The organism is Roseimaritima multifibrata (assembly GCF_007741495.1).
Taxonomy (GTDB): Bacteria; Planctomycetota; Planctomycetia; order Pirellulales; family Pirellulaceae; genus Roseimaritima; species Roseimaritima multifibrata.
The window spans coordinates 5,298,852-5,322,629 of record NZ_CP036262.1 but is presented as its reverse complement, the minus strand read 5'-3'; the positions used below and the strand labels follow the sequence as shown (position 1 = coordinate 5,322,629).

Sequence of the window (23,778 nt, the reverse complement as noted above, 5' to 3'; positions counted from 1 at the left end):
CTCCGCAAAAGGGAATTGAATTCAAACGTTTTTCTGTTTCTTAAGCGACTCCTTTCTCAAGCCATCGAGCGACCAAACCGGAAGCGGGCTGGTAGCGTGGTCCGTAAATCTGGAACAATCGCTGCATGTTGGGTTGGACGATTTCGGGGCCGGCCTCTTCCAGCCACTGCAGCGGGCCGCCTTTGGCAGGGGCAAACCCTGTCCCTAAAACCATGGCTAGATCGACCATCCAGGATTCGCGTACAACGTGATGGTCAAGGCAGCGGATCGCTTCGTTGACCATCGGGTAAAGCAGTCGTCGTTGGGTGACGGACAGGCCATCTTTTTGGATTCCGGTCACCGAAGCCGTTGGCAGTTCCTTGCCTTCGGTAAACGGTCCCCGCTTGGTGCCGTTCCGGTAGCGATAAAAACCGTTTCCGTTCTTTTTTCCTAGACGCTGCTTGTCGATCATTCTTTGCAGGTCCTGCGCCGAGCACTCGCTGTGCGGAAGGATTGTCGCCAAGGATGTTGCGACATGGGACGCGATATCGATACCGACGTGATCCAGCAGTTCCAGCGGTCCCATCGGCATTCCAAATTTCTCCATTTCTTGGTCGATCTGTGACACGTCAAACCCTTCGGCGGCCATTTGGATCGCTTCGCCCAGGTATGGAAAGAGGACTCGGTTGACCACAAAACCCGGAGCATCCGCGGTCACGATTGGGGTTTTGCCGATCGCTTTTAGGAACCGCAGTAACCGTTCGGTTGTGGCCATGCTGGTTTCTGTGGTTTGGACCACCTCTACCAATTCCATGCGGGCAACGGGATTGAAAAAGTGCAGCCCGGCAACCTGTTCCGGTCGAGGCATGACCTCGGCGATTTGATGGACCAGGAGCGATGAGGTGTTGGTGACCATGATCGCGTCGTCGGCAAGCAGCGGTTCGGTCTGTTGAAAGACTTGTCGTTTTACGTCCAAGCGTTCAACGACCGCTTCAATGACCAGGTCGGCGCTGGGAATCGCGTCGGTGTGAGTGGTGACGCTTAGGTGCGAACGGAGACGTTGTTCGTCGTCGTTCGTGGCGCTGTGGTGTTTCCGCCAGGATGTTGTTAACTGGTCCAGTCGCTCTGTTGCCGCGGTCGCTGTTTTTGAATCGAGTTCTTGGATCGTGACGTCCATGTCGTGGCTGGCGATCCAGTGGGCGATCCCCGCCCCCATCGCTCCGCCTCCGATCACAACGACTCGCTCGATCGGTTGCTTGGAGGAAGACGTGGTCTCAGGCGATTCCATCGATGACAGGCGAACGGTTCGAGAGGACTGTGAAGCCAGCGGCAGCCATGTCTGTTGCTTGCGGGCTCGCTCACGTTGGAAAAATAATCCGATTAAATGCTGCGCGGTGGAGGTTCTTAACAGGTGGGTGAAAGCCGTGCGCTCGGCGTGCAGTCCCGCTTGGCGATCCTGAAGCCCTTGTTCCACTGCATCGATGGCCAGTGGGGCCGCGGGGTAAAACCCGTTAGGGTCTCGGGTGGCAATTTGCTGTTTCGCTTTGCGGAAAATGAACTTGCGGCCCAGGGTAAAGTGGTCCATCAACTTGTTTGTCCAGTTGTCGGCGGCAGGGGCCTGAGTACGCCGTCGTTTGCTCGTGCCCCGCTCCAGCGAATCGGACTTGTGGTGCCGCTCCAGCAGCGATGAGACTTCTTTTGCTAGGTGGAGCTGAAAGTCTTTCGCGGGGAGGACCGTATCGCAAAGCGCCTGAGCGAAGGCTTGGCGTGCGTCGAGCGGTTTGCCTGTAAGGATCATTTTCAACGCATGGCTCAAACCGATCTGAGCGGGCAGACGTTGCGTGCCTCCCCAGGCAGGTAGTAAGCCGAGACGAATTTCGGGCAGTCCTAGTTTCGTTGATTTTGAATCGGAGATGATTCGATGGTTGCAAGCCAGCGCCCACTCAAGCCCACCACCTAAACAAACTCCGTCGATTGCGATCACGGTCAAAGGCGTCAGGTTTTCGATTCGGTTAAAAAGTTTTTGACCATCGCAGAGGATTTGGTCGATGGCCCTTTCATCCTCTTCGGCTGCGGGGGAATGGGACGTTGGACGATGGCTGAGGAATGCGTGAATGTCTGCACCCGCTAAGAATCCTGTCGGTTTCCCGCTTCGGAAGAGGACCAGTTCGATGGAAGGGTCCGCCTCGATCATGGCGACGATCGATTCCAATTCAGCAAGGACCCGAAGCGTGATTACGTTGAAGGAACGATCGGGGACATCCAGGCAGACCGACAGGACATTACGGTCATCGCGGGCTAGCCTAAAACAGTTGTAAGTGGACATTAGTTGTCTCCTGCGGTTTCAACGGCCATCGCCATTCCTTGGCCTCCTCCGATGCAAAGCGACGCCAAGCCGCGATGCAGTCCAAACTTGTTTAGCGTGCGCAGCAGAGTCAGCACCAATCGGGTCCCCGTGCTGCCGACGGGATGCCCAAGTGCAATCGCTCCACCGTGGATGTTCAATTTGGTTTGTGGGATCTCGCCGACCGGGGTACTGCGGTTGAGTTCCTTTTCAGCGAAGGCTGCGGAGCCCAAGGCTTGCAGGCAGGCGAGGACCTGAGCGGCAAAAGCTTCGTTGATTTCGAACAGTTCGAATCGATCGAGTTTCCACTGTTGCTGGTCCAGCAATTTGGCGATCGCGAACACGGGACCAAGCCCCATTCGCGCGGGGCTGCAGCCTGCGATCGCGGTCGCGGTGATGTATCCGACCGGAACAAATCCGCGTCGTTTGGCGGAGGCTTCCGTCATTAGCAAAACGGCGGCCGCCCCGTCCGTAAGCTGGCAGCTGTTGCCGGCGGTCACACTCCCTTTTGGCGCAAAGATTGGCCGGAGCTTTGCGAGTTGCTCGAGCGATTGGTTGGGCCGAGGCCCATTGTCCTGGGCGACGGTTTGGTGGTTGGCATTCCAGGGAGCGATTTCGCCCGAGAAAAAACCTGACTGTTGCGTTTCGTACGCCCGCTGGTGGCTTTGGAGCGCAAACGCATCTTGGTCCTCACGCGAAATCGAAAACTCTTCGGCTAAGGCTTCGGCGGTTTGACCCATGTTCAGACCACAAACCGCGTCAGTTAGCCCCAGTTCAAGAGCCGCGACCGGACGCAACATCTGCGGTCGCCATCGGCTAAGCGTTTTCAGCTTTGCAGCGAACGTGCGTGCACGCCCCATTTGCATCATCCATTGGCGGGCGGGGGCGTTAAAAAGAAGCGGTACATTTGACATCGATTCGGTGCCGCCAGCGATCACGATTTCCGCACGTCCGCCGCGCAAGATCGTGGCGGCTTGCAGGATTGATTCCATGCCGGATCCGCAGTTGCGATTCACCGTATGGGCAATTGTGTGTTCGGGCAGTCCGCTTTTCAGAGCGATCACGCGAGCGATGTTGGCCGCGTCGGCGGGGCCAGCAACGTTGCCCATGATCAGTTCGTCGACCAACGTTTGAGCCGGGAGGTCAAGGCAAGGCGATTCGGATAGGCGGTTCAACGCGGCGACGGCGGCATGGGTCCCCAGTTCGGCCGCCGACACCGTGGCCATCGTGGTAAAGGCTTTGGTGAACGGTGTTCGCATGCCCGCGACAATAGCGATTCGTGAATCGTGATCCATCAGAAGGTCTCCTGTGGAGCGGGCACCCTGATGGAGGTGGTCATCGAGGGCTGGTCTGTGAGCGGAGAATCGACCGTTTCTAAAGCGGTTTTCTCGCTTTCGGCAGCATCCGCTGGAGCATCGTGAGGGGCCTGGTTGCGGAGTTTGCGACGTTGGATTTTGCCGAGGAAGTTTTTCGGTAGCTCGCCTTGGATTTGCTCGAACACCCGTGGGCGTTTGTGGGCCGCAAGATGCTTTTTGCAAAACGCTTGCAGAGAGGTTTCGTTCAGGCGTCGATCGCCCACCGTGCGGACGATCGCTTTGACGATTTCGCCTCGCTCGGGATCGGGGATTCCGATAATGGCCACGTCCGCAATCTGCGGGTCGCGGCGGAGCACCGCTTCGACTTCGCGTGGAAAGACGTTGTATCCCGAAGTGATCACCAGGTCTTTTTTGCGTTCCACAATACGGTAATTTCCCGCAGCATCTTGGCAGGCCAGGTCGCCGGTATACAGCCAGTCACCGCGGATCGCTTCGGTCGTCGCCGCGGGGTCTTTCCAGTATCCAAGCATCACCTGCGGCCCACGTACGATCAGTTCGCCCACGTCGCCGGGAAGGACATTGGTATGCCCGTCGATTCGATCGACGATTTGGCATTCGGTGTCTTGTAAAGGATGGCCGATCGTGCCGGCGATACCGCTTCCGTCCAGTGGACCGCTATGGGTTACCGGGGAAGCTTCCGATAGGCCATACCCTTCGACGACGACTGCGCCGCTGTGCTTTGCAAATTCTTCAGCGACCTCGGGCTCCAGCGAGGCCCCGCCACTGATGACCCATTTCAGGGATTGGATATCGCGAGGATGTCGCCGCAGCTGCGCATTCATTGCGACCAGCATTGCGGGAACAGCGTGCAGGACCGAGGGGTGCTGCCGCTCGATCAGGTCAAGGACATGGCTGGTGTTAAAGCGATGGTGCAGGATCAGTTCGGCTCCCAAAGCCGCTCCGCCAAGGACGACCGCCGACAGTCCGTAGCTGTGGAAAAACGGGAGGACGCCCATCAGTTTTTCTTCCCCCATGGTCGCTCCGGCATGGGCGGCCTGTTGCATGGCGTTCGCGACCAGATTGCGATGGCTGAGGACAACCGACTTGGGCGATCCCGTCGTTCCGCCTGTCGGCAAAATAAACGCAGCGGTTTGGTTGGGATTGAACGTCGGCGTTTCTGCCAACGGTTCACAATCGCAAAGTGAATCAGCCAGCCAGTCCGCGTGAGCCGGACCGGTGGGGCTCCACTGTCGAGTCCGTTTTAGCCGCGAGAGAAAGTAGCCCACCTGTTGGTACCCTGGCAGGCGTTCTCGAAGCGACACCAGCCATGCCTGTTGCAAACCTTGTTGTGGGGTCGGAAGCAGATGGGCCAACAAGTCCAAAGCGACCACGTGCCGGCATTCGACTTCGTTGAGGAACTTGCGGACTTCCTCCTGCACCATCAGCGGGCTGACCGAAACGACGATGGCGCCACGTCGCCAAATGGCGTGAAACGCGACCAGCATTTCAGGAATGTTGGGCAGGAGCAGAGCGACACGGTCCCCGCGGCCGATGCCTGCTCGCTCCAGCATCCCCGTCATCCGAAGGACGTCCGTTCGCAACGATTCGTAGGTCCAGGTCTGGTCGTTGTAGCGGCAGGCGATTTGAGCGGGGACCTGCGACGCGGCGCGGTCAAGCAATTCCCAGACCGGGCGCGAATAGACCCGATTGGGAGCGTGGTGTGTCCTGCACGCCAGCGTATCGGGATTCAGCGGCGAACCGCTGCCACGCGGCCTGTCATTGGAACCCTGGCGGCTAGGAGAAACCCGGTCGGCAGACTTCCAGCAATCCTGCACGTTGGGGCCAAGAAGAGGCCCAGACGCGAATGCGTACCAGTCCAACATCGCAAACCTCCCTCAAAAGGAAAGGTCCTGCGTCCCTGCAACTCGCTCGACCGGACGTTCGGTCGAACGACTCATGTCTAAGAAGAATGGGTAGCCCATCGTTGTCGGTTAGTGGCTATTGTTATTTTATCCTCCTTTGTTGGTGAGTCAAGGTTGTTGTGTTTTGCGTTAGGCTGTTTTTAGTGTCACGGCACGACGATCGGAAATGCTGGCATTTGTTTCATGTCGTCCCTCCTGGCCCGCCAGTCCCTCCCCCTGCAGCAAGCTCTGCCAGATCCACCAAGACCAGATCCACCAAGAAAGGAGCGATGTCGCAAAGAGGTGTCGCAAAGCGATGGCGTAGTGAGGCCGCCGATAAGTTCTTTCGCTGCAACGAGCATGCTTCGAGGCGAGTGGAGCCGGCTTTTCTTCACTTGTCCGTTCAGCGACCCGAGCGAAAGCCAGCCATCTTTCTCGCCTCCCGAGCGGACGTGGCCACTTGGGGGAAATCGTGCGGTGCCCCCCGGTCGTGGGGACGATGTCAAGTTGCACGCGAACACGTAAACCGCGCGAACAATCCCGACTCAGGTCCTCAGGCCGGTTCGTTGTGGGCTGTCAGAGTGACATGGCGCCCATCGTGGGAATCTGGATTGCCTGGTTCGAAATTTCTTTAAGTGGTTTGCTGGTAACTGTTTGTGATCTGATTTTTAGGTTGTGGCACGCTCCTTGCTATTGGTGGTGACCCAAGACGGGCACTGCCATCCCATGAGATCGGCGGACCGGCCCTCTGGCGTAGGAAACAATCTACTGAGTCTTTGCGAGTCAAACCAAAACGGTTTCTGATTCAAACAGGTTCGGTGGCTGAACATTTTTTCTAAACCTTCCCTCTGTACACGACACAGGAGAAACACGACGTGGCTAAACAGATCGTGTTCGATGACGACACCCGCGGCCCTTTGCTGGCTGGCGTGAGCAAATTGGCCCGAGCCGTCCGCAGCACCTTGGGCCCACGTGGCCGCAATGCAGTGTTGGATAAAGGGTGGGGCTCCCCGAAAGTGACCAAGGACGGGGTCACGGTTGCTGAAGATATTGAGCTAGACGATCCTTTTGAAAATTTGGGAGCTCAACTGGTCAAGGAAGCTGCCAGTAAGACGAACGACGTCGCTGGTGACGGCACCACAACGGCAACCGTTTTGGCAGAAGCGATTTTCCGCGAAGGCCTGAAATCGGTTGCTAGCGGTTGCGATCCGATGGCTCTTGGCCGCGGAATCAATCGTGCGGTTGAAACCGTCAGCAAAGAAATCGCCAAATTGGCGACTCCTATCGACGAAAAATCGAAATCGTCCATCAAGCAAGTTGCGACGATCGCTGGAAACAATGATCCGACCATCGGAACGGTTTTGGCGGATGCGTTCACCAAAGTCGGCAAGAATGGCGTGATCACGGTCGAAGAAGGCCGCGGCAGCGAAACGACGGTCGACGTTGTGGAAGGGATGCAGTTTGATCGCGGTTTCCTTTCGCCTCACTTCGTCACCAACCAGGACGACGTTTCGGTCGAACTGGAAGATTGCTACGTTTTGCTGTTCGAAGAAAAGATCAGCAGCAACAAAAAGATGATTCCGCTGTTGGAAGCGGTTAGCAAATCGAAGAAGCCTCTGTTGGTCATCGCCGAAGACGTCGAAGGCGAATCGTTGGCGACTTTGGTCGTTAACAAGATGCGTGGCATCCTTTCGGTCTGTGCGGTAAAGGCTCCTGGATACGGGGACCGCCGTAAAGCGATCATGGGCGACATCGCAACTCTCTGTGGTGGCCAAGCCATCTTCAAAGATTTGGGAATCGATCTAGAAAGCGTCAAATTGAGCGATCTGGGCCGGGCCAAAAAGATTCGCATTACCGGCGAAGAAACGACCATCGTTGGTGGTGCTGGTAAAAAGGATGCGATCGAAGGACGCGTTGAGCAGATTCGTCGCGAGATTGCAAACACCGACAGCGATTACGATCGCGAAAAACTGCAAGAACGTCTTGCTAAGTTGGCCGGTGGTGTGGCTCAGATCAGTGTCGGAGCCGCAACCGAAACCGAGATGAAAGAACGCAAAGCGTTGATCGACGACGCTCGCGCTGCGACTCAGGCAGCTCTGGAAGAAGGGATTGTTCCTGGAGGCGGGGTTACTTTGATCCGCTGCACTCCAGCAGTCCTGAAACTGGAAAAGTCCCTCTCTGGGGACGAAATGATGGGCGTCCGAATCATCCGCAAAATTCTTGATCAACCGTTGCGAGCGATCGCCACGAATGCTGGTTTAGAAGGTGCGGTTGTCGTGAACCGGGTTGCCCAAATGAAGGGTAAGAACGATGGCTATGACGCCAACGTCGATAGCTATGGCGACATGCTGGCTGCAGGGATCGTCGATCCCGCCAAGGTTGTGCGAACTTCGCTGACCAACGCTGCAAGTGTTGCCATCCTGTTGCTGACGACCGAATCCCTGATCTGCGACATTCCCGAAGAAGCCGAAGAAGATGGTGGCGATCATCATCATGACCACGGCATGGGTGGAATGGGCGGCATGGGTGGCGGAATGCCAGGCATGGGCGGAATGGGTGGCATGGGCGGCATGGACATGGGCGGCATGATGTAGGCCCTCGCCGGCTGCCACTCTCTTTTACCTTTCTAAATCAATTCAAATTTTCAATTTAATTTCAGGAATCTACTAATGGCAAAAATCAACATTCGTCCTCTGGATGACCGCCTTGTTGTTCAACCTGCTACCGCTGAATCGACCACCGCTGGTGGGATCGTGCTTCCAGATTCGGCTCAAGAAAAACCACAACGCGGAACCGTTGTTGCCGTTGGCCCAGGCCGTCTGCTTGACAGTGGCAACCGAGGCGAACTGAGCGTCGCGGTTGGCGATACCGTGATCTACGGTAAGTACGGCGGAAGCGAAATCGAAATCGATGGCCAGGAAATGAAGATCCTTCGCGAAAGCGACGTTTTGGCAAAAGTCCTTTAGGACCCTCCGAACGCACACACTTCATTTCATTTAATCCAACTTTCATTACAAGGGACATAACAAATGGCAAAACAACTGCTATTTGAAGATCACGCCCGGGCGCGGATGCTGGCCGGAGTCGAGAAACTGGCCAAAGCGGTCGCCACGACAATGGGGCCCACCGGCCGCAACGTGATTATTAATAAATCGTTTGGTGGACCAACGGTCACTAAAGACGGTGTTACTGTCGCCAAAGAAATCGAACTGGAAGACCGGTTCGAAAACATGGGTGCCAAACTGGTCATCGAAGTCGCTCAGAAGACGAGCGATTTGGCTGGGGACGGAACGACCACGGCTACCGTGCTGGCCCGTGCTATCTTCAAAGAAGGGCTGCGAAATATCGTTGCCGGTAGTAACCCAACGGCTGTCCGTCGTGGGATCGATAAAGCCGTTCAGGCTGCAACCGATCACCTCTTGGCAACCGCTCGTCCTGTCACCAGCAAGCAAGAAATTGCTCACGTCGGTGCGATCAGTGCAAACAACGATAACGCCATTGGTGAATTGTTGGCCGATGCACTTGAACGGGTTGGCCAAGACGGTGTGACTACCGTTGAAGAAGGCAAAACCCGTGACACCGAAGTTTCATACGTCGACGGAATGCAGTTCGATAAGGGATTTGTTTCCCCGTACTTCATCACCGATTCGACCACCATGGAAGCTTCGCTTGAAAACGCGTTGATCCTCTTCTATGACAAGAAAATCAGCAACATTCGGGACCTGGTTCCGTTGTTGGAAAAGACCGCTCAGACCGGGCAGCCTTTGCTGATTATCGCTGAAGACGTTGACGCCGAAGCGTTGACGTTGTTGGTTGTCAATAAACTGCGTGGGACTTTGAATGTCTGTGCGGTTAAGGCTCCAGGATTTGGCGATCGTCGTAAAGCCATGATGGGCGATATCGCGACCCTGACCGGTGGTACGTTGATCAGCGAAGAACTAGGGATCCAGTTGGAAAACGTGACCCTGGAACAGCTTGGTCGCGCCAAAAAGGTCACCGTCGACAAGAACAGTACCACCATCGTCGAAGGTGCTGGTCCTCGTGAGTCGATTGACAAACGTGTTTCCCAGATCCGTGCTCAAATCGATCAAACCGATTCCGAGTACGACAAGGAAAAATACCAAGAGCGTCTGGCCAAACTGGCCGGTGGTGTTGCTGTGATCAGCGTCGGTGCCGAAACCGAAGCTGAAATGAAGCAGACCAAAGCCCGCTTGGAAGATGCTCTGCACGCGACGCGTGCAGCCGTCGAAGAAGGCGTTTGTGCTGGTGGTGGTGTCGCTTTGGTTCGCTGTCACGATGCCGTTTTGGCCGCTCGTAAAGCTGCCAAGGGTGACGAACGCGTTGGTGTTGATATCGTCTTGCGAGCCCTGGATGCTCCAATGCGTCAGATCGCCGATAACGGTGGCATCGACGGTAGCGTGGTTGTGGATGAAGTCCGCCAGAAAGCGGACAACATCGGCTTCAATGCGAACACCGGCGAATACGTCGATATGTTCAAAGCTGGAGTTATCGATCCGGTTAAGGTCGTTCGCACTGCACTTGCAAATGCTGCATCGATCGCCGGTTTGTTGCTGACCACCGAAGCGTTGGTCACCAACTTCGAGGACGAAGATAAAAACAAGCGTCCCGTTGAAGGCGTTATCGCCTAATTCGGATTGCTTGACGTTCACTAAATCGGGCCATGCTCTGCATTTGGCAGGAATGGCCCGATTTTTCGTATTTACTCTAAAACGCAGCTCATTAGTGATGGCCGAGCAACGCTGCTACTACGAAGTTCTCCAAGTCGAACGGAATAGCGACAAGGGAACCATCGATCGCGCTTACCGCAAGCTCGCGATTCGTTACCATCCCGATAGCAATCGAGATGATGAAAATGCGGTAGATAAATTCAAAGAAGCTAGTCAGGCCTACGAAGTCCTCAGCGATGCCGATAAACGAGCACGTTACGACCGCTACGGGCACGCTGGAGTGAACAACGGCGGTGGGGGCGGTTCGCAGTTCCATGACGTCGAAGATATCTTCGATGCCTTCGGGGATCTGTTCGGAGGTGGAGGCTCCTTCGGCGATCTGTTTGGTGGACGCGGTCGCGGCCGACAAAGACGACAACGCCCCGGGGCGGATGTCCGCTGCGATGTATCGCTCACGTTGGAAGAGGCTGCCCGAGGAGTTTCGAAAGAGGTTTCCTTTCGCCGCCGCGTGATCTGCAGCACCTGTGAAGGGAACGGCGCCGCGGCCGGTAGCAAACCACAAACCTGCACCACCTGTGGTGGGCAGGGACAAGTGATTCAGTCGGCCGGTATTTTACGCGTCCAAACCGCCTGCCCACAGTGTCATGGGGCAGGTAAAATGATCGGGACTCCCTGTCCCGATTGCGGTGGCCAAGGACTGCAGTCCGAGCGAGTCGAACGAAGCGTCGATATTCCCGCCGGAGTCGATGATGGGATGCGCGTGCGGGTTCCCGGTGAAGGGGAAGCGAGTCCCGATGGTGGGCCCGCTGGCGATTGCTACCTGTTTATTTCCGTGCAGCCCCATTCGCTGTTCCAACGCGATGGACGCAACTTGGTGTTGCAATTGCCGATCTCCTACAGCCAAGCCGCGTTGGGAGCCGAGATTGAGGTTCCGACCCTGGATGGACCGCATCAGTTACGGATTCCGAGCGGCACGCATAGTGGAGAGGTGTTTGTGGTTCGCGGCCAAGGGATGCCCGATCCACGCGGAGGCCGACGCGGTAACCTGCAGGTCCAGACCATTATTGAAGTCCCAAAGAAATTGAGTGAAAAGCAGGAACAACTGCTTCGAGAGTTGGCGGAATTGGAGCATGAATCCGTGCTGCCACAACGGAAGTCTTTCCTGTCGAAGCTGCGAGAATTTTTTGACCCTGAAACAACCCCACCCTCTGAATCCTGATCTGAATCACGATGGCTGAAGAAAATTCAAACCAAGAACAAGACTCGAGCGAAGATTCCGCACAAGGCGGGCCGCAAGATACTTTTGAAAACTCCAACGCGGAGGGACCAACGGTTGAATCCTTGCAGCAGCAATTGGTCGAGGCGGATAAACGCGTTTTGATGGCGGAAGCGGAGAAAGAAAATTTTCGCAAACGCATCAAAGCTGACTACGAATCGCAATTGCGATTTGCGGCAATCCCACTGTTGCAGGACGTGCTCCAGGTTCGGGACAACTTGCTTCGTGCACTCGATGCCGATTTCAGTGACGTCGAAGGGTCGGTTCGCGATGGTTTGAACATTGTGATCAAACAACTGGATGACAGCTTGGCGAAACATCACTGCAAGCAGATTCCTGCGTTGGGCGAAGTTTTTGATCCGAACTATCATGATGCGATCCAACAGACTCCAAGCGACAAGTACCCTGCGGGCGTCGTTGCGATGGAAGTCCAGTCCGGTTTTCAGTTGTACGACCGCGTGGTTCGCCCCAGCCAAGTCATTGTTAGCACCGGTCCTCAACAACCCACCAGTTAAGCGATAAGGTTTTTAGAATGCCTACCTACGATTACGAATGCGACGCTTGCCATCACACGTTTGAGCTTTTTCAAGGGATCAATGATCCCATCAAGAAGAAATGCCCTGAGTGCAAAAAGCTGAAATTGCGTCGTCTGTTCGGTACCGGTGGGGCGTTGATGTTCAAAGGGAGTGGGTTCTACCAAACCGACTACCGCAGCGATTCCTACAAGAAAGCTGCCAAGAACGACAAGCCCGCAGAAAAGAAGTCTGAAAGCAAACCGGCCGCCAAGAAAAAAGATTAAGCGAATACGAATCGGCTTAGCAGCACGGCGCGAGCTCTCCGGCCCGCCGCGCTCCCAACGTAAGTCCGTACGGCTCGCGCCGTTCCGCAAGGAGCGACGCGCAAATTCTTAGCGGTAGGGCGCGAGCTCTCCGGCCCGCCGCGCATCCATCGAACGTCCAGACGCCTCACGCCGTTCCACCAGGACTGTCACGCAAATTCTTAGCGGTAGGGCGCAAGTCCTCCGGCCCGCCGCACTCCCACCGAAAGTCCGGACGGCTCGCGCCGCTCCGCAAGGAGCGTTCCTCCAAAATCTCTCGCAAAAAACGTTTCCAAATTTTTCGCGATCTGCATCCAAGCCGAGGTTGCCAATTCTTTTGGGCTATATTAGATGCCCTCATGTGCATTTCCCGCCTCGATGAATTGAGCCTCCAAGATGCTTCGACATTTTTCTGCGCAACGCCTCAAGCGTTTCTTTCTTTATTCCCTCGCCGTGGTTTGCTCTTCGGTATCGCTCGCTTGGTCGGCAGACCCTGACGCGTCACCGGTCCCCGCAGACCCGCAGAAATTTCATCTGTTCTTGTTGGCCGGTCAGTCCAATATGGCTGGTCGAGGCGTGGTCAGCGAAGCCGACAAGAAACCGAATCCTCGGATTCTGATGCTAAACAAAGACCGCCAATGGGTGCCGGCTGTCGATCCGCTCCATTTCGATAAACCAACGATCGCCGGAGTTGGTGTGGGAAGGTCCTTTGCCGCGGAATACGCCAAAGCACATCCCGGAGTCACCGTCGGTTTGATCCCTTGTGCTGTGGGTGGATCGGGGATCGAGACTTGGCAGCCCGAAGGTTTTCATAAACAGACCAATTCCCATCCCTGGGATGACATGTTGGTTCGTGCAACTGCGGCCGTGGAGCAAGGTGATTTGAAGGGGATTTTGTGGCATCAAGGCGAATCGGATTCGAAGCCGACTGCGGCCGCAAAGTATGAAGGTCGCCTGATCGAATTGATCGGTCGATTCCGTGAAACTTTTCAGAACCCTCGTCTGCCGTTCTTGATCGGTCAGTTGGGCAAATTTGAGGAACGCCCTTGGACCGAAGGACGCATTCAGGTCGATACCGCTCAACAAAATGTCACTCGGCTTGTTCCGCGGACCGCGTTTGTTCCCGCCGATGGATTGAACCACAAAGGAGATCAGGTTCATTTCGATAGCCCGTCGCTGCGTGAATTTGGTTATCGATATGCGGCCGCGATGAAGTGGATCGAATCGCTGGAACCCGTTTTGACACTCGCCCCTAGCGAAGGGAATCCGCGGAACAGCGAAGGTGATTTGATTCAGCTGGCCGACGGCCGGGTTCTGCATGTTTATTCGCGTTTTGAATCGGACGCCAGTGACCATGGATCGGCGACGTTGGTCAGTCGATATAGCGACGACGGTGGTGCAACGTGGAGCACCGAAGATGAATTGGTCGTTGCGAACGAAGGTGGCATGAATGTGATGTCGGTATCGCTATTGCGTTTGGCAGACGATCGCATCGCCCTCTTCTACCTGGTTAAGAATTCGCTTACCGATTGCCGACCGGTCGTTCGTTTTTCGTCCGATGAAGCCAAGACATGGACCGAACCGGTTCAGATGATCCCGGATGCGGAAGTTGGCTATTACGTATTGAACAATGATCGTGTCATCCAACTGTCGGCTGGGCGATTGGTTGCCCCGGTGGCCCTGCATCATCGTCCCGGACAGGAGAAGCCGGATTGGTTAGGGCAAGTGACGTGTTACACATCGGACGATGCGGGAGCAACTTGGCAACGATCGGATACGTTTCAGAAAGCAAGCGATGCCGAAGGGAATCGCGTGGCCGCCCAAGAGCCTGGCGTCGTCGAACGTCGGGACGGGAGTTTATTGATGTGGGTTCGCACGGACGCCGGAGTCCAATACCAAGCGACATCAACCGACCGGGGTGCGACCTGGACGACTTTGAAACCATCCGCTTTGGTTTCGCCTCGCTCGCCCGCTTCGATTGAACGAATCCCCGCAACGGGCGATTTGATCGCGATTTGGAACGATCATGGATTCATGGATTCCCCGTCGCCAAACCGCACGCCTCTCGCCCTGGCTATTTCGTCGGACGACGGAAAAACCTGGTCGGATTCGATCCCGTTAGATTCGGATCCGATGGGATGGTACTGCTACACCTCGATCGATTTTGTCGATGGTTCGGTATTGTTGTCGCATGTTGCAGGCCGGCGAGCCAAAGGGGAACACCTTTCGACATCGGTCGTCCGTCGGTTGCCGCTATCCGAAATTTATAAGCAGTTGCATGCGTTCAAGATTAAGAAATTGCAACGGATCGGAGATAAAAAATTCCACAATGCGTTTACCGATTTGGTCTTGTTTAAAGATAAGTGGTACTGCGTCTATCGCGAAGGAACGGCTCATGTTTCGCCCGATGGAGCGTTGCAGATTTTGACGTCCGACGATGCCAAGACGTGGACCTCTGCCGCGGTGATCACGCATCCCACGGCCGATTTGCGGGATGCAAAAATGACCGTCACGCCTGAAGGAGAGCTGATGCTGTCGGGGGCTGGAGCCTTTCCGCCGGAAACGGGCGTGCGTCATCAGTCGATCGCCTGGTTTTCCAAAGACGGAAAGACATGGTCCGAGGGACAAGACATCGGACCGGCAAACTATTGGTTATGGCGAACGACGTTTGCCGGGGACAATGCCTATGCGATTGGCTACCATACCGGTGTTCCGGTGGACAAGCATATAAGCCTGTTCCGCAGTCAGGATGGCGGACGAACCTTTCAGACCCATGTCGATCGGATGTTCGAAGCCGGTTATCCCAACGAGACGTCGATCCTATTTCAGGCCGACGGGCAGGCGATTTGTCTGCTGCGTCGCGACGGCGATTCGAAGTCGGGGATGCTAGGGAAATCGATGCCTCCCTACGATCAGTGGGAATGGATCGACATGGGCACCCGAGTCGGTGGGCCTCATATCTTGCAGTTACCCGATGGCCGAATCGTCGCCGCCGTACGACTGTATGACGGACGAGTTCGCACATCACTTTGTTGGTTGAATCCAGAAACCGGTGCGTTGACCGAATTCCAAACGCTCCCCTCCGGAGGCGACACCAGCTATCCAGGGCTCGTCTGGCACAATGATTCGTTGTGGGTTAGTTATTATTCAGCGCACGAGGTCGGCAACAAGAAATTCAAAACCGCCGTCTACATCGCAGAAGTAAAAGAGTAACCCGCCATAAGCGCGCGGCACCAAATTGTCGCCTCTCGTAGCTCCATTCTCGTAGCTCCGCCTCTCCGAGGCGGAGAGCAGCCAGCACGAGTCTCGGAGAGACTCTACTACGTGTGGCTCCGCCTCTCGGGACGTGAAAAGAATAAATGAAGACAGTCTGGCTCCCCTCGCCCTCAAAACAAGCTCGCTTAAAACAGGTTTGATACTGGATCAACGGTTCGCCAGCTAATGCAATTAAGTACGATTCAAAGGCTTGTTTTGGGGGAGAGGGGCTGGGGGAGAGGGGCCGACAGCGTTGGGCAAGGCGTGGCATAATCGCTTGAAATCCGAGGCTTTCACCGCGTCTTCGCTGCAAAATCGCCGCCTGGAAATCTCCCCCTCTCCCCCAGCCCCTCTCCCCCAAGCGAGCTCCACTAAATCAAACAAAGAGGCAGAGATCACACAATGAGCTAGCAGAGATTTCTTCCGCACCAAAGAGCTCGCTTAGGGGCGAGGGGAGCCAGACTTTCTTCATTAATAAATCGCACGTCCCGAGAGGCGATGAGATTTACAAGTAAAGAAAGTCTGGCTCCCCTCGCCCTCAAAACAAGCTCGCTTAAAACAGGTTTGATACTGGATCAACGGTTCGCCAGCTAATGCAATTAAGTACGATTCAAAGGCTTGTTTTGGGGGAGAGGGGCTGGGGGAGAGGGGCCGACAGCGTTGGGCAAGGCGTGGCATAATCGCTTGAAATCCGAGGCTTTCACCGCGTCTTCGCTGCAAAATCGCCGCCTGGAAATCTCCCCCTCTCCCCCAGCCTGGACTGTCAAAAACTTGTCGGTGTCGACCTGGACGCAACCCGACAAAACCGATGTGTTTCACGGTCGTTTTTACCGCAAAGTGCTGGTAAAAATATGGTTTCACAGCGTTCCAAGTCCGGGTTGTCTGACATGCTGCAGTTTACGTAGATTGCCACGCCGCTATGATTTCTGACAGTCCACCCCCAGCCCCTCTCCCCCAAGCGAGCTCCACTAAATCAAACAAAGAGGCAGAGATCACACAATGAGCTAGCAGAGATTTCTTCCGCACCAAAGAGCTCGCTTAGGGGCGAGGGGAGCCAGACTTTCTTCATTTATATATCGCACGAGTCTCGGAGAGACTCTGCTACGTGCGATTGCACCGCCGTGGATGGCGATTCTTGCGCAACGGTGTCGCGGCGTGAAAGGCTACAATCTTTCTACTTCTTCAGTGCCTTTTCCAACCATTGATAAACCTGCTCACGGACGTCTTCGGGAAAGTCGTGTTCGCAGTCTGGATACTGGAAGTGCAGATTGTCTTCGGCTTGCAAAAATTGATAGACCGGCGTGACCGCATCTTCACATGTGTGAACTCCTTTGACTTCAAAATTGCTGTCCGCTTTGGGGGCACTGACAAATAGCGGTCTTGGCGCGATTGCTTCTAAGACTTCGGTGAAGTCAAAGGGGAGCTTATCGGGTTGCCCCTCGTAGACCGTTTGGATTCGTGGCATGTACCGTGGGGTGGTCCAACCTTTCAGGTTGCCTCCGTAGTAGTCGGCAAAGGCGGTGAACCCGCAACTGGTTACGGTGGCTCGCAGACGTTGGTCAAAGACCGCAGTGAATAACGCGTTGTGGCCGCCTAATGAATGTCCAATGACACCGATCTGATCTCGCGATACGCAAGGAAGGTTTTCCAGTAAATCGACTCCTCGGATGTTATCCCAAATCGCTTTCATGGACCCGCTGACGTACGGTGGATTTGCTGTGTCAAAGTCAAATGAGTACTCGGCGAAACTAGGGTAATCAGGGGCCAAGCAAACGAATCCGCGTGAAGCTAATTCGTGGGCGTAGAAGCGACTTGGTTTACCCCCCATGCCACATATCTGGGCTTTTCCTAGTTCGAACTGAGTTGGGTGCAGGCAGAGCATTGCCGGGGCCGGTTCGGCGATGGCATGGGGAACCAATAGGTATGCGGGAACGCGGCTGGTTCGATCGGACGTATACGTCAGCTTGATCCGCGTGTACTTCTCTAAACGCGTAACCTGTTCAACTTGCACGTCCAGAGGGATTCGAGATTGAGCCGTTGGAAGCGGTCCCATGACCAATTCCATCGATCGGCGAATGTCCTCGCGACGTTGTCCAAGTTCTAGTAAGGCGGCCGTCGTTTGAAGCTGGTTGTCACCGATGACTTGCTGTAATTCAGCCTGATTAGAGTTGTTGGAGACGGAGGTGGTTTCGGGCAGCGGCGAGATTGACCCTAGGTTTTCAATCCAGTGCAGGCCGCCTCTTGAAGGAGCGAGAATGTCGACGTCTCCATCGCCGTCCAAGTCGGTACAAACCGAATCCAGGTCGATGGCACATTTGCCGCCTGAAGAAATGATATGAGAGGTCCAAGTTGGGGTTTCGGGCGTTGGCATCTTGTACCAACGTACCGTCAGCGGATCGTTTTCTCCTGGATCGCGGCCATCGTGACCTTGGAATCGCTTGCCAACGACAAGGTCGTCGCGTCCGTCTTGGTCGATGTCGGCAAGCATTAGGGTGTGGGCACAACTAAAACTGGTATCGATTGCGTGGGTCACCCAACGCCCAGGCAGAAGGCTGGGATGAACTGCCTGCAAGTCGCTGTTGTCTGCGTCGATGCTCTCGTCAAAGGACCAAGCCTCGGATTCGGGCGAGCGCTGTTCGGTCCAGTACAGCCCTACGTTGTGTCCACGTCCCCAGATCAGGTCGTTGTCGCCATCTTGATCGACATCGGCGACCAAGATCGGCAGGCCACAATCTTTGGCTAGCTGGAATTCGGGGTGCCAAGTCCAACGCCCATTGCGAGGATCACTCGGCCCTTCGGCCCAGCCATTGGGACCAATGACATCGGTCCTGCCGTCGTTATTTAGATCGCCGGCACCAATCCCATGCCCGTTCAGTTCACTCGGTAGGTCGTGCCGTTGCCAATCGACGGTAACGGAAGATGTGGCATTCGCTGCAGCCGAATCTGGGATTTTGGCTTCGTACCAGGCGGCGAATTTAAGCCCATTGGGCAGCACGTCGATGTGACCGTCACCATCGATATCGACCAAGCGGCCCGTTTCACTGGCTCCCGGCCGATCGATGATCTGCATGGACCAAGGTTCGGGCAATGGTTTTCCGTTCTTGTCAATTCCAGGATTGCGGCACCAGTACAAACTGTTGCTCCGATAGTTCGCACTGACGATATCCTTCAAACCATCCCGGTCGACATCCATCGCGAGGTTGGAATAGTCATCAAACCGACCGCGGATTTGTGGGACTTCGCGAAAACGATGTTTCGTCCAGTGTGGCGCTTCGTACCACCAAGCCCCACAAACGATGTCGACTTTACCGTCTTGGTTGATGTCGATCGCTGTCGCAGCACTAAATTCGGATTCCGCGTTCAGTAAATGGACTTTAAATCCAGGCCCGTCTTCGGCGCGAGCACCGATGGAGAAGCAACATGCCAGGATGCTGAAAGAAACACGTGTCCAAAACCGTAAGGAACGTCGTTGCATGATTTGCGACTTTGTGGAAGGTCAGGGAAAAACGGATTTCGCGAGAGACGTGAGCGTTCGACGTCATCGTCGTTGCTGTGTTCGCCAGAGCGTGATCGTCCAGCGACTGGCGTCGGTAGCGACGGATTGCTTTCACTTAAAAATTGCTAAATGATTTCTTTGATGACATGTCCGTGGACATCGGTTAGCCGGCGTTCGATACCGTTGTGGTAGTAAGTCAGTTGGGTATGATCGATGCCCAGTAGGTGCAGTGCCGTGGCATGCAGGTCGTAACTGTAGGTCGGGGATTCGATCGCCTTGAAGCCAAGTTCGTCGGTGGCTCCATAAGCGACGCCGCCGCGGATCCCACCTCCCGCCAACCAACTGGTAAATGCCCCTGCGTTGTGATCTCTCCCCTGCCCTCCACTCCCTTGGGCACCTGGTTGCCGGCCGAATTCGGTGGTGCAGATCACCAGCGTATCTTCCAGCATCCCTTGTGATTTCAAATCCTTTAGCAGTGCGGCGGCTCCCGTATCCAGGACGGCCCCCCAGTACCCATGGTCTCGCGGTAGATCTTCGTGGCTATCCCAATTGGGGCGGATCTTTTTCGCGGTGGTGTTTTCCGCACCGCAGTAAATTTGCACAAAGCGGACGCCACGCTGGACCAGTCGTCTGGCTTGGAGGCACTGACGACCAAACGGTCCGATTTCAGGGTGATCGATGTCATAGAGCGCCTGCGTCGCTTTCGATTCACCCGAAATGTCGGTGACCTCCGGAGCACTTAATTGCAGGCGGGCGGCTAGCTCATAAGCTTTGATTCTAGCTTCCAGTTCCGTATTTCCGGAACGTTGTTGCAGGTGTTGCCGATTCCATTTTTGCAGCAGGTCCAGACTGTCACGTTTGGCGGCAGTCGATTTGGGTTTGAAGTTATCGGGCGGGAATAGATCCGCGATCGGGCGGGCAGGATCCTTGGTGTTCAGTGTTGTCGCTTGGTATTCTGCGGGGAGGAATCCCGAACCCCAGTTGATCACGCCTCCAGGAGGTAGTCCTCGCGGGTCTGGAAGGACGACAAACGCCGGCAAGTCTTCGGCTTCACTCCCCAGGCCGTAGGTCACCCACGATCCCATGCTGGGAAAACCGGGGAGCGTAAAACCGGTGTTCATCATAAAGCAGGCGGGACCATGCAACGCGGTCTTGCTGTGCATCGAATGGATGAACGCCATGTCATCGACACAGGTGGCTAGTTTGGGAAACAGGTCACTGACCCAACGTCCCGATTCACCATGTTGCCGAAACTTCCAGTGGCTGGGCTGGCAATTTCCCGGTTTGGATGCGAAGAATTGCAGGTTGCCGTCAGGGTCAAATGGTTTTCCAGCCCGTTTCTCAAGTTCCGGCTTGTAATCGAACGTATCGATCTGGCTCATCCCTCCAGGGCAAAAAATCTGGATGATTCGCTTTGCCGTTTGCTTGGGTTGCGCGGATGCGTGGCTTTGCTGATCCCCAGCAAGCAGCGTCGCTAAAGCAACACCCCCCAATCCGCCTCCTGCATGAAGCAGAAATTGTCGACGGCTGCTGGGCAATAATTGTTTTCTGTCAGTCGACATAGAGGAATTCATTCGAGTTTAGGAGAACACGACAGAAGGCAAACAATGACTTGGTTTCTAAAAACTCGGTGGCAGTCGCCAATTCATCCGCCGTCGGATTTCTTTGCAGAGTGATCTGAAAGGCGGTTGTGATTTGTTGGGATCGGGAGTCTGCGGATTGATGCTGAATCCGCTTGGCCAAGTAGGTTGCTTGGCGAAGGACAAAGTCATTGTTGTAAAGCGAAAGGGACTGCAGCGGAGTTGTGGTTGTCAGTCGCGTCGGAGTCAGGTTGGCCGGATCGGGGCAATCCAGAGTCGAGAGAAACGGATTCGGCGTGGTGCGAACAACAAACCGATAGATGCTCCGTTTCCACAGCGGAGACGTGTCGGCCGTGACGTAGGTGTAGATCGGTGCGTAGGCGTCCTGGTACTGGAAATCTTCAAATCCTGGTCCGCCCCGTTCGGTGTTCAGTTTGCCTGTGATGGTTAAGATCGAATCGCGTATCACTTCCGCTTCCATACGCTTCGCGTTTTGACGCCAAAGGAAGCGGTTGTCGGCATCGACAGCGATTGCGGGATCGTCACTGGTAAAACGCGATTGTTGCTTGTACGTATCACTGTTCAGGATCAAGCGATGGATCGCTTTGAGGGATCCGTTCTCTCGCTGCAGTTGCACCGCCAGCCAGTCAAGTAATTCAGGGTGCGAAGGGGAACCACCCCCGAATCCGAAATCACTTGGCGTGTTGACGATTCCTTGGCCAAAGTGCCAATGCCACAGGCGATTCACAATAACGCGAGGTGGCAATGGGTTGGTTGGATCGGTGATCCAGTCGGCCAACGCTACGCGACGTTCGTCTGCCGTTGATTCGGCTGTACCCAGTTCAGGCGAAAGCATCGCCAGGGCTGCAAAGCCACCGGGAGCCAACGGTTCGCCAACCGGAGTTTCAGGGTCGCCGCGTTGTAAGAGATGGACCGCGGGAACTTGCGCTGCCGATTCGACGCCGTAGAATTTTGGCGGTGATCCTAAATTCTTTAGCTCGGAGGCCAATTCTTGACGTTCCGTTTTTAAGTTGGACAGTTTTTGTTGTTCTTGTTCGGATCGCTCGACGGAAACCGTTGAGCGAAGTCTGGCGTCTCCGAAACCGATTTGGTCGTGGCTGTAGCCGTTTTGTCCATCGGTAGAGATCAGCGTTAGGAACCCTGCCGATGCTGGAAGGATCAAATCAATTGCCTGCAGTCCATCTTCGCGACGAAGCTGAGAAAAATGAGCGACTTGTTTGCCGTCGACGTATAAATACGCATCCGCTCGGTAATCGCCTTGAGCGCCAAAGTACCCAACTTTGGCGGTGAGACGAAGCGATTCCTGCTCGGATTGCTGGACGCGTTTCGTCGCATGTCGGATCGCTTGTAAGTCGAATGTGATTCCCGCGTTGGCGTGCAGTCCAAGCAAGGTGTGGGGGCTGACTGCAAAGTCGGTGTCGGAGAGAACCGTAGAGTGCTGGCTGGCGACCGGTCCGTTCCGCACCGCATCCCAGGCCTGTCCCGATGTGCCGGGAAGTCCCGAAATCGTCAGCCCTGTCGAGGTAATCGGAATGGGGGTTGCGCCATCGTTTCCATCGGGAATGAACAGTCCATCGACGAAAGGTAAACTGGATTTGGCAAATTGATTGGGAGTGATTTCGGAAAGCCCACCCGCGTCCTTTGACGTCGCGTTTGCGTTTCGCGGATCTAAGCCAGCACGTTTTGTTCCTGCTCCAAAACCGTTGCCCCCGCCGACGATATCGGCTAGATCGATGCCTTGGTCTTCGAGTAGTCCGATTTCAAAGTCCAGTTTGTTTATCTGCGATAGCAAGAGGTCGCGTTGGGTTTGATGTTCGTCGGCACTCGCTTGGCTGATCAAGCGTTCTTTGCGTTGGACACCTGCGAAAACCGCTTGTAGTCGATAGTATTCCTCTTGCAATATCGGGTCCAGTTTATGGTCGTGGCAACGAGCACAGTTGACGGTCATCGCCATGGTTGCAGTCATTACCTGAGTCGCCATGTCATCCAGATCTAACGTGCGAGCGGCGCGACGGAGGATCGGGCTTTTCGTTTCCACATGGCCGACATAATCCCAAGGCCCAGCAGCAAGGAACCCGGTAGCGACAATCGCTTCGGGCTCTTCTGGCCAGAGAACGTCGCCTGCAATTTGTTCTTGTAGAAACCGAGGGAACGGTTTGTCATTGTTAAATGCGTCGATCACATAGTCGCGGTACCGCCAAGCGTTGTCGCGGCGGCGGTCTCTTTCAAAACCGTGGGTGTCCGCGTAGTGGGCAAGGTCCAGCCAATGTCGGGCGTACCGTTCGCCGTAACGCGGCGACGCAAGTAATTGATCGACCAAACGAGCGTACGCATCCGGTCGTTCGTCGTTTTCAAATTTGGCAACCGCTTCCGGCGAAGGAGGCAACCCGTGAAGGTCAAATGTCAGACGCCGGATCAAGGTGCGACGATCGGCTGGTGGACTGCGGTGAAGCTGTTTTTCGGCCAAGCTTTGATCGATGAAATCATCAATTGAGCGGAGTGCTGGGGCCGAGGCGAGCGGTTGAAAGGACCACCAACTTGCGTCACTCTTCGAGGGTTCACGCAGGATGGTCTCTGTCGGCCATGTCGCCCCCTCATCGATCCAGCGACGAATCAATTTGACTTCGTCGGCAGTCAACGAAGGTTTTTCTTTGGGCATCTGAGCCGGTTCGCCGTCGATCGAGGTGATCATGTCGACCAATTGGCTTGAATCGGAATCGCCTGGGATGATCAGTCCCTGGTCGAGGATCGATTGTGCGGTCGCAAGCGACAGATCTCCTTTGTCGATGCCTGCAGAATGACAAACAAGGCAGTTCTGTTCCAGCAGCGGCGCGATCTGTGTCGCGAAGTCGACCTTGTCGTTTGCCTGACCAAACGATCCTGCAAAGCAGCACACCGTCGCCATGAACGCGATTCGCAATAGGGTTGTCTGTGGGCGGCGATAGGAAGACACGTGCTAGGCTCCGAAGGCGAGAGGTGGGGGCTCCAGTATATCTCATCGCGGTCGCTCGATCCCGGTTGAAAATCTGTTGGGCTGATCGGTCAGAGAAGTTGCCGAAAGTGTCCGCACCTATCCGTTAGATTGTTTCATTCCGAGAGGGCCTG

13 protein-coding genes are annotated in these 23,778 nt (G+C 55.4%); 7 read left to right on the top strand and 6 right to left on the bottom strand.

All coding sequences use genetic code 11. The features are described from left to right. Positions 1 to 40: 40 nt before the first annotated feature. From FF011L_RS19290 to FF011L_RS19280, 3 genes are read right to left on the bottom strand one after another with little or no spacing between them, the layout of a single operon-like run. Entirely contained in the window at positions 41 to 2,305 is a 2,265-nt protein-coding gene (locus tag FF011L_RS19290) for a 3-hydroxyacyl-CoA dehydrogenase NAD-binding domain-containing protein (protein WP_145353409.1), read from the bottom strand. Continuing rightward, a complete protein-coding gene (locus FF011L_RS19285; RefSeq protein ID WP_145353407.1) occupies positions 2,305 to 3,618 on the bottom strand; it encodes a thiolase family protein in 1,314 nt (437 codons plus the stop codon). The genes FF011L_RS19290 and FF011L_RS19285 overlap by 1 nt, the downstream gene beginning before the upstream one ends. Further along, a complete protein-coding gene (locus FF011L_RS19280; protein ID WP_145353405.1) occupies positions 3,618 to 5,522 on the bottom strand; it encodes an AMP-binding protein in 1,905 nt (634 codons plus the stop codon). Before FF011L_RS19280 ends, FF011L_RS19285 begins: the two co-directional genes overlap by 1 nt. Before the next feature lie 893 nt (positions 5,523 to 6,415). On the opposite strand from FF011L_RS19280, the gene groL (FF011L_RS19275) reads away from it, so the two are divergent. The 7 genes from groL (FF011L_RS19275) (at position 6,416) to FF011L_RS26490 (ending at position 15,534) form a co-directional block, all read left to right on the top strand. Further along, complete coding sequence (groL, locus tag FF011L_RS19275) at positions 6,416 to 8,134, top strand: chaperonin GroEL (RefSeq protein WP_145353403.1); 1,719 nt, start codon at positions 6,416 to 6,418, stop codon at positions 8,132 to 8,134. 75 nt (positions 8,135 to 8,209) lie between these two features. Then, the gene (locus FF011L_RS19270) at positions 8,210 to 8,506 is read left to right on the top strand and encodes a co-chaperone GroES (RefSeq protein ID WP_145353401.1); all 297 of its coding nucleotides are present in this window, start codon (positions 8,210 to 8,212) and stop codon (positions 8,504 to 8,506) included. Between the two features lie 63 nt (positions 8,507 to 8,569). Next, on the top strand, positions 8,570 to 10,189 hold the full coding sequence (groL, locus tag FF011L_RS19265) for a chaperonin GroEL (RefSeq protein WP_145353399.1): 1,620 nt from the start codon (positions 8,570 to 8,572) through the stop codon (positions 10,187 to 10,189). A 97-nt stretch (positions 10,190 to 10,286) separates the two neighbouring features. Beyond that, positions 10,287 to 11,447, top strand: coding sequence for a molecular chaperone DnaJ (dnaJ, locus tag FF011L_RS19260; RefSeq protein ID WP_145355622.1), 1,161 nt, complete (start codon positions 10,287 to 10,289; stop codon positions 11,445 to 11,447). An 11-nt stretch (positions 11,448 to 11,458) separates the two neighbouring features. Then, complete coding sequence (locus FF011L_RS19255) at positions 11,459 to 12,019, top strand: nucleotide exchange factor GrpE (RefSeq protein ID WP_145353397.1); 561 nt, start codon at positions 11,459 to 11,461, stop codon at positions 12,017 to 12,019. 17 nt (positions 12,020 to 12,036) lie between these two features. Continuing rightward, complete coding sequence (locus FF011L_RS19250) at positions 12,037 to 12,303, top strand: FmdB family zinc ribbon protein (protein WP_145353395.1); 267 nt, start codon at positions 12,037 to 12,039, stop codon at positions 12,301 to 12,303. 471 nt (positions 12,304 to 12,774) lie between these two features. Further along, positions 12,775 to 15,534: a sialate O-acetylesterase gene (locus FF011L_RS26490; protein ID WP_246109519.1), complete on the top strand. Its 2,760-nt coding sequence runs from the start codon at positions 12,775 to 12,777 to the stop codon at positions 15,532 to 15,534. A gap of 1,216 nt (positions 15,535 to 16,750) precedes the next feature. Here the strand turns inward: FF011L_RS26490 and FF011L_RS19230 are convergent. From FF011L_RS19230 to FF011L_RS19220, 3 genes are all read right to left on the bottom strand, one after another. After that, positions 16,751 to 19,051: an alpha/beta fold hydrolase gene (locus FF011L_RS19230; protein ID WP_145353393.1), complete on the bottom strand. Its 2,301-nt coding sequence runs from the start codon at positions 19,049 to 19,051 to the stop codon at positions 16,751 to 16,753. 146 nt (positions 19,052 to 19,197) lie between these two features. Continuing rightward, entirely contained in the window at positions 19,198 to 20,634 is a 1,437-nt protein-coding gene (locus FF011L_RS19225; protein ID WP_246109518.1) for a DUF1501 domain-containing protein, read from the bottom strand. Then, positions 20,624 to 23,626, bottom strand: coding sequence for a DUF1553 domain-containing protein (locus FF011L_RS19220; RefSeq protein WP_145353389.1), 3,003 nt, complete (start codon positions 23,624 to 23,626; stop codon positions 20,624 to 20,626). The genes FF011L_RS19225 and FF011L_RS19220 overlap by 11 nt, the downstream gene beginning before the upstream one ends. Between the last annotated feature and the right edge of the window lie 152 nt (positions 23,627 to 23,778).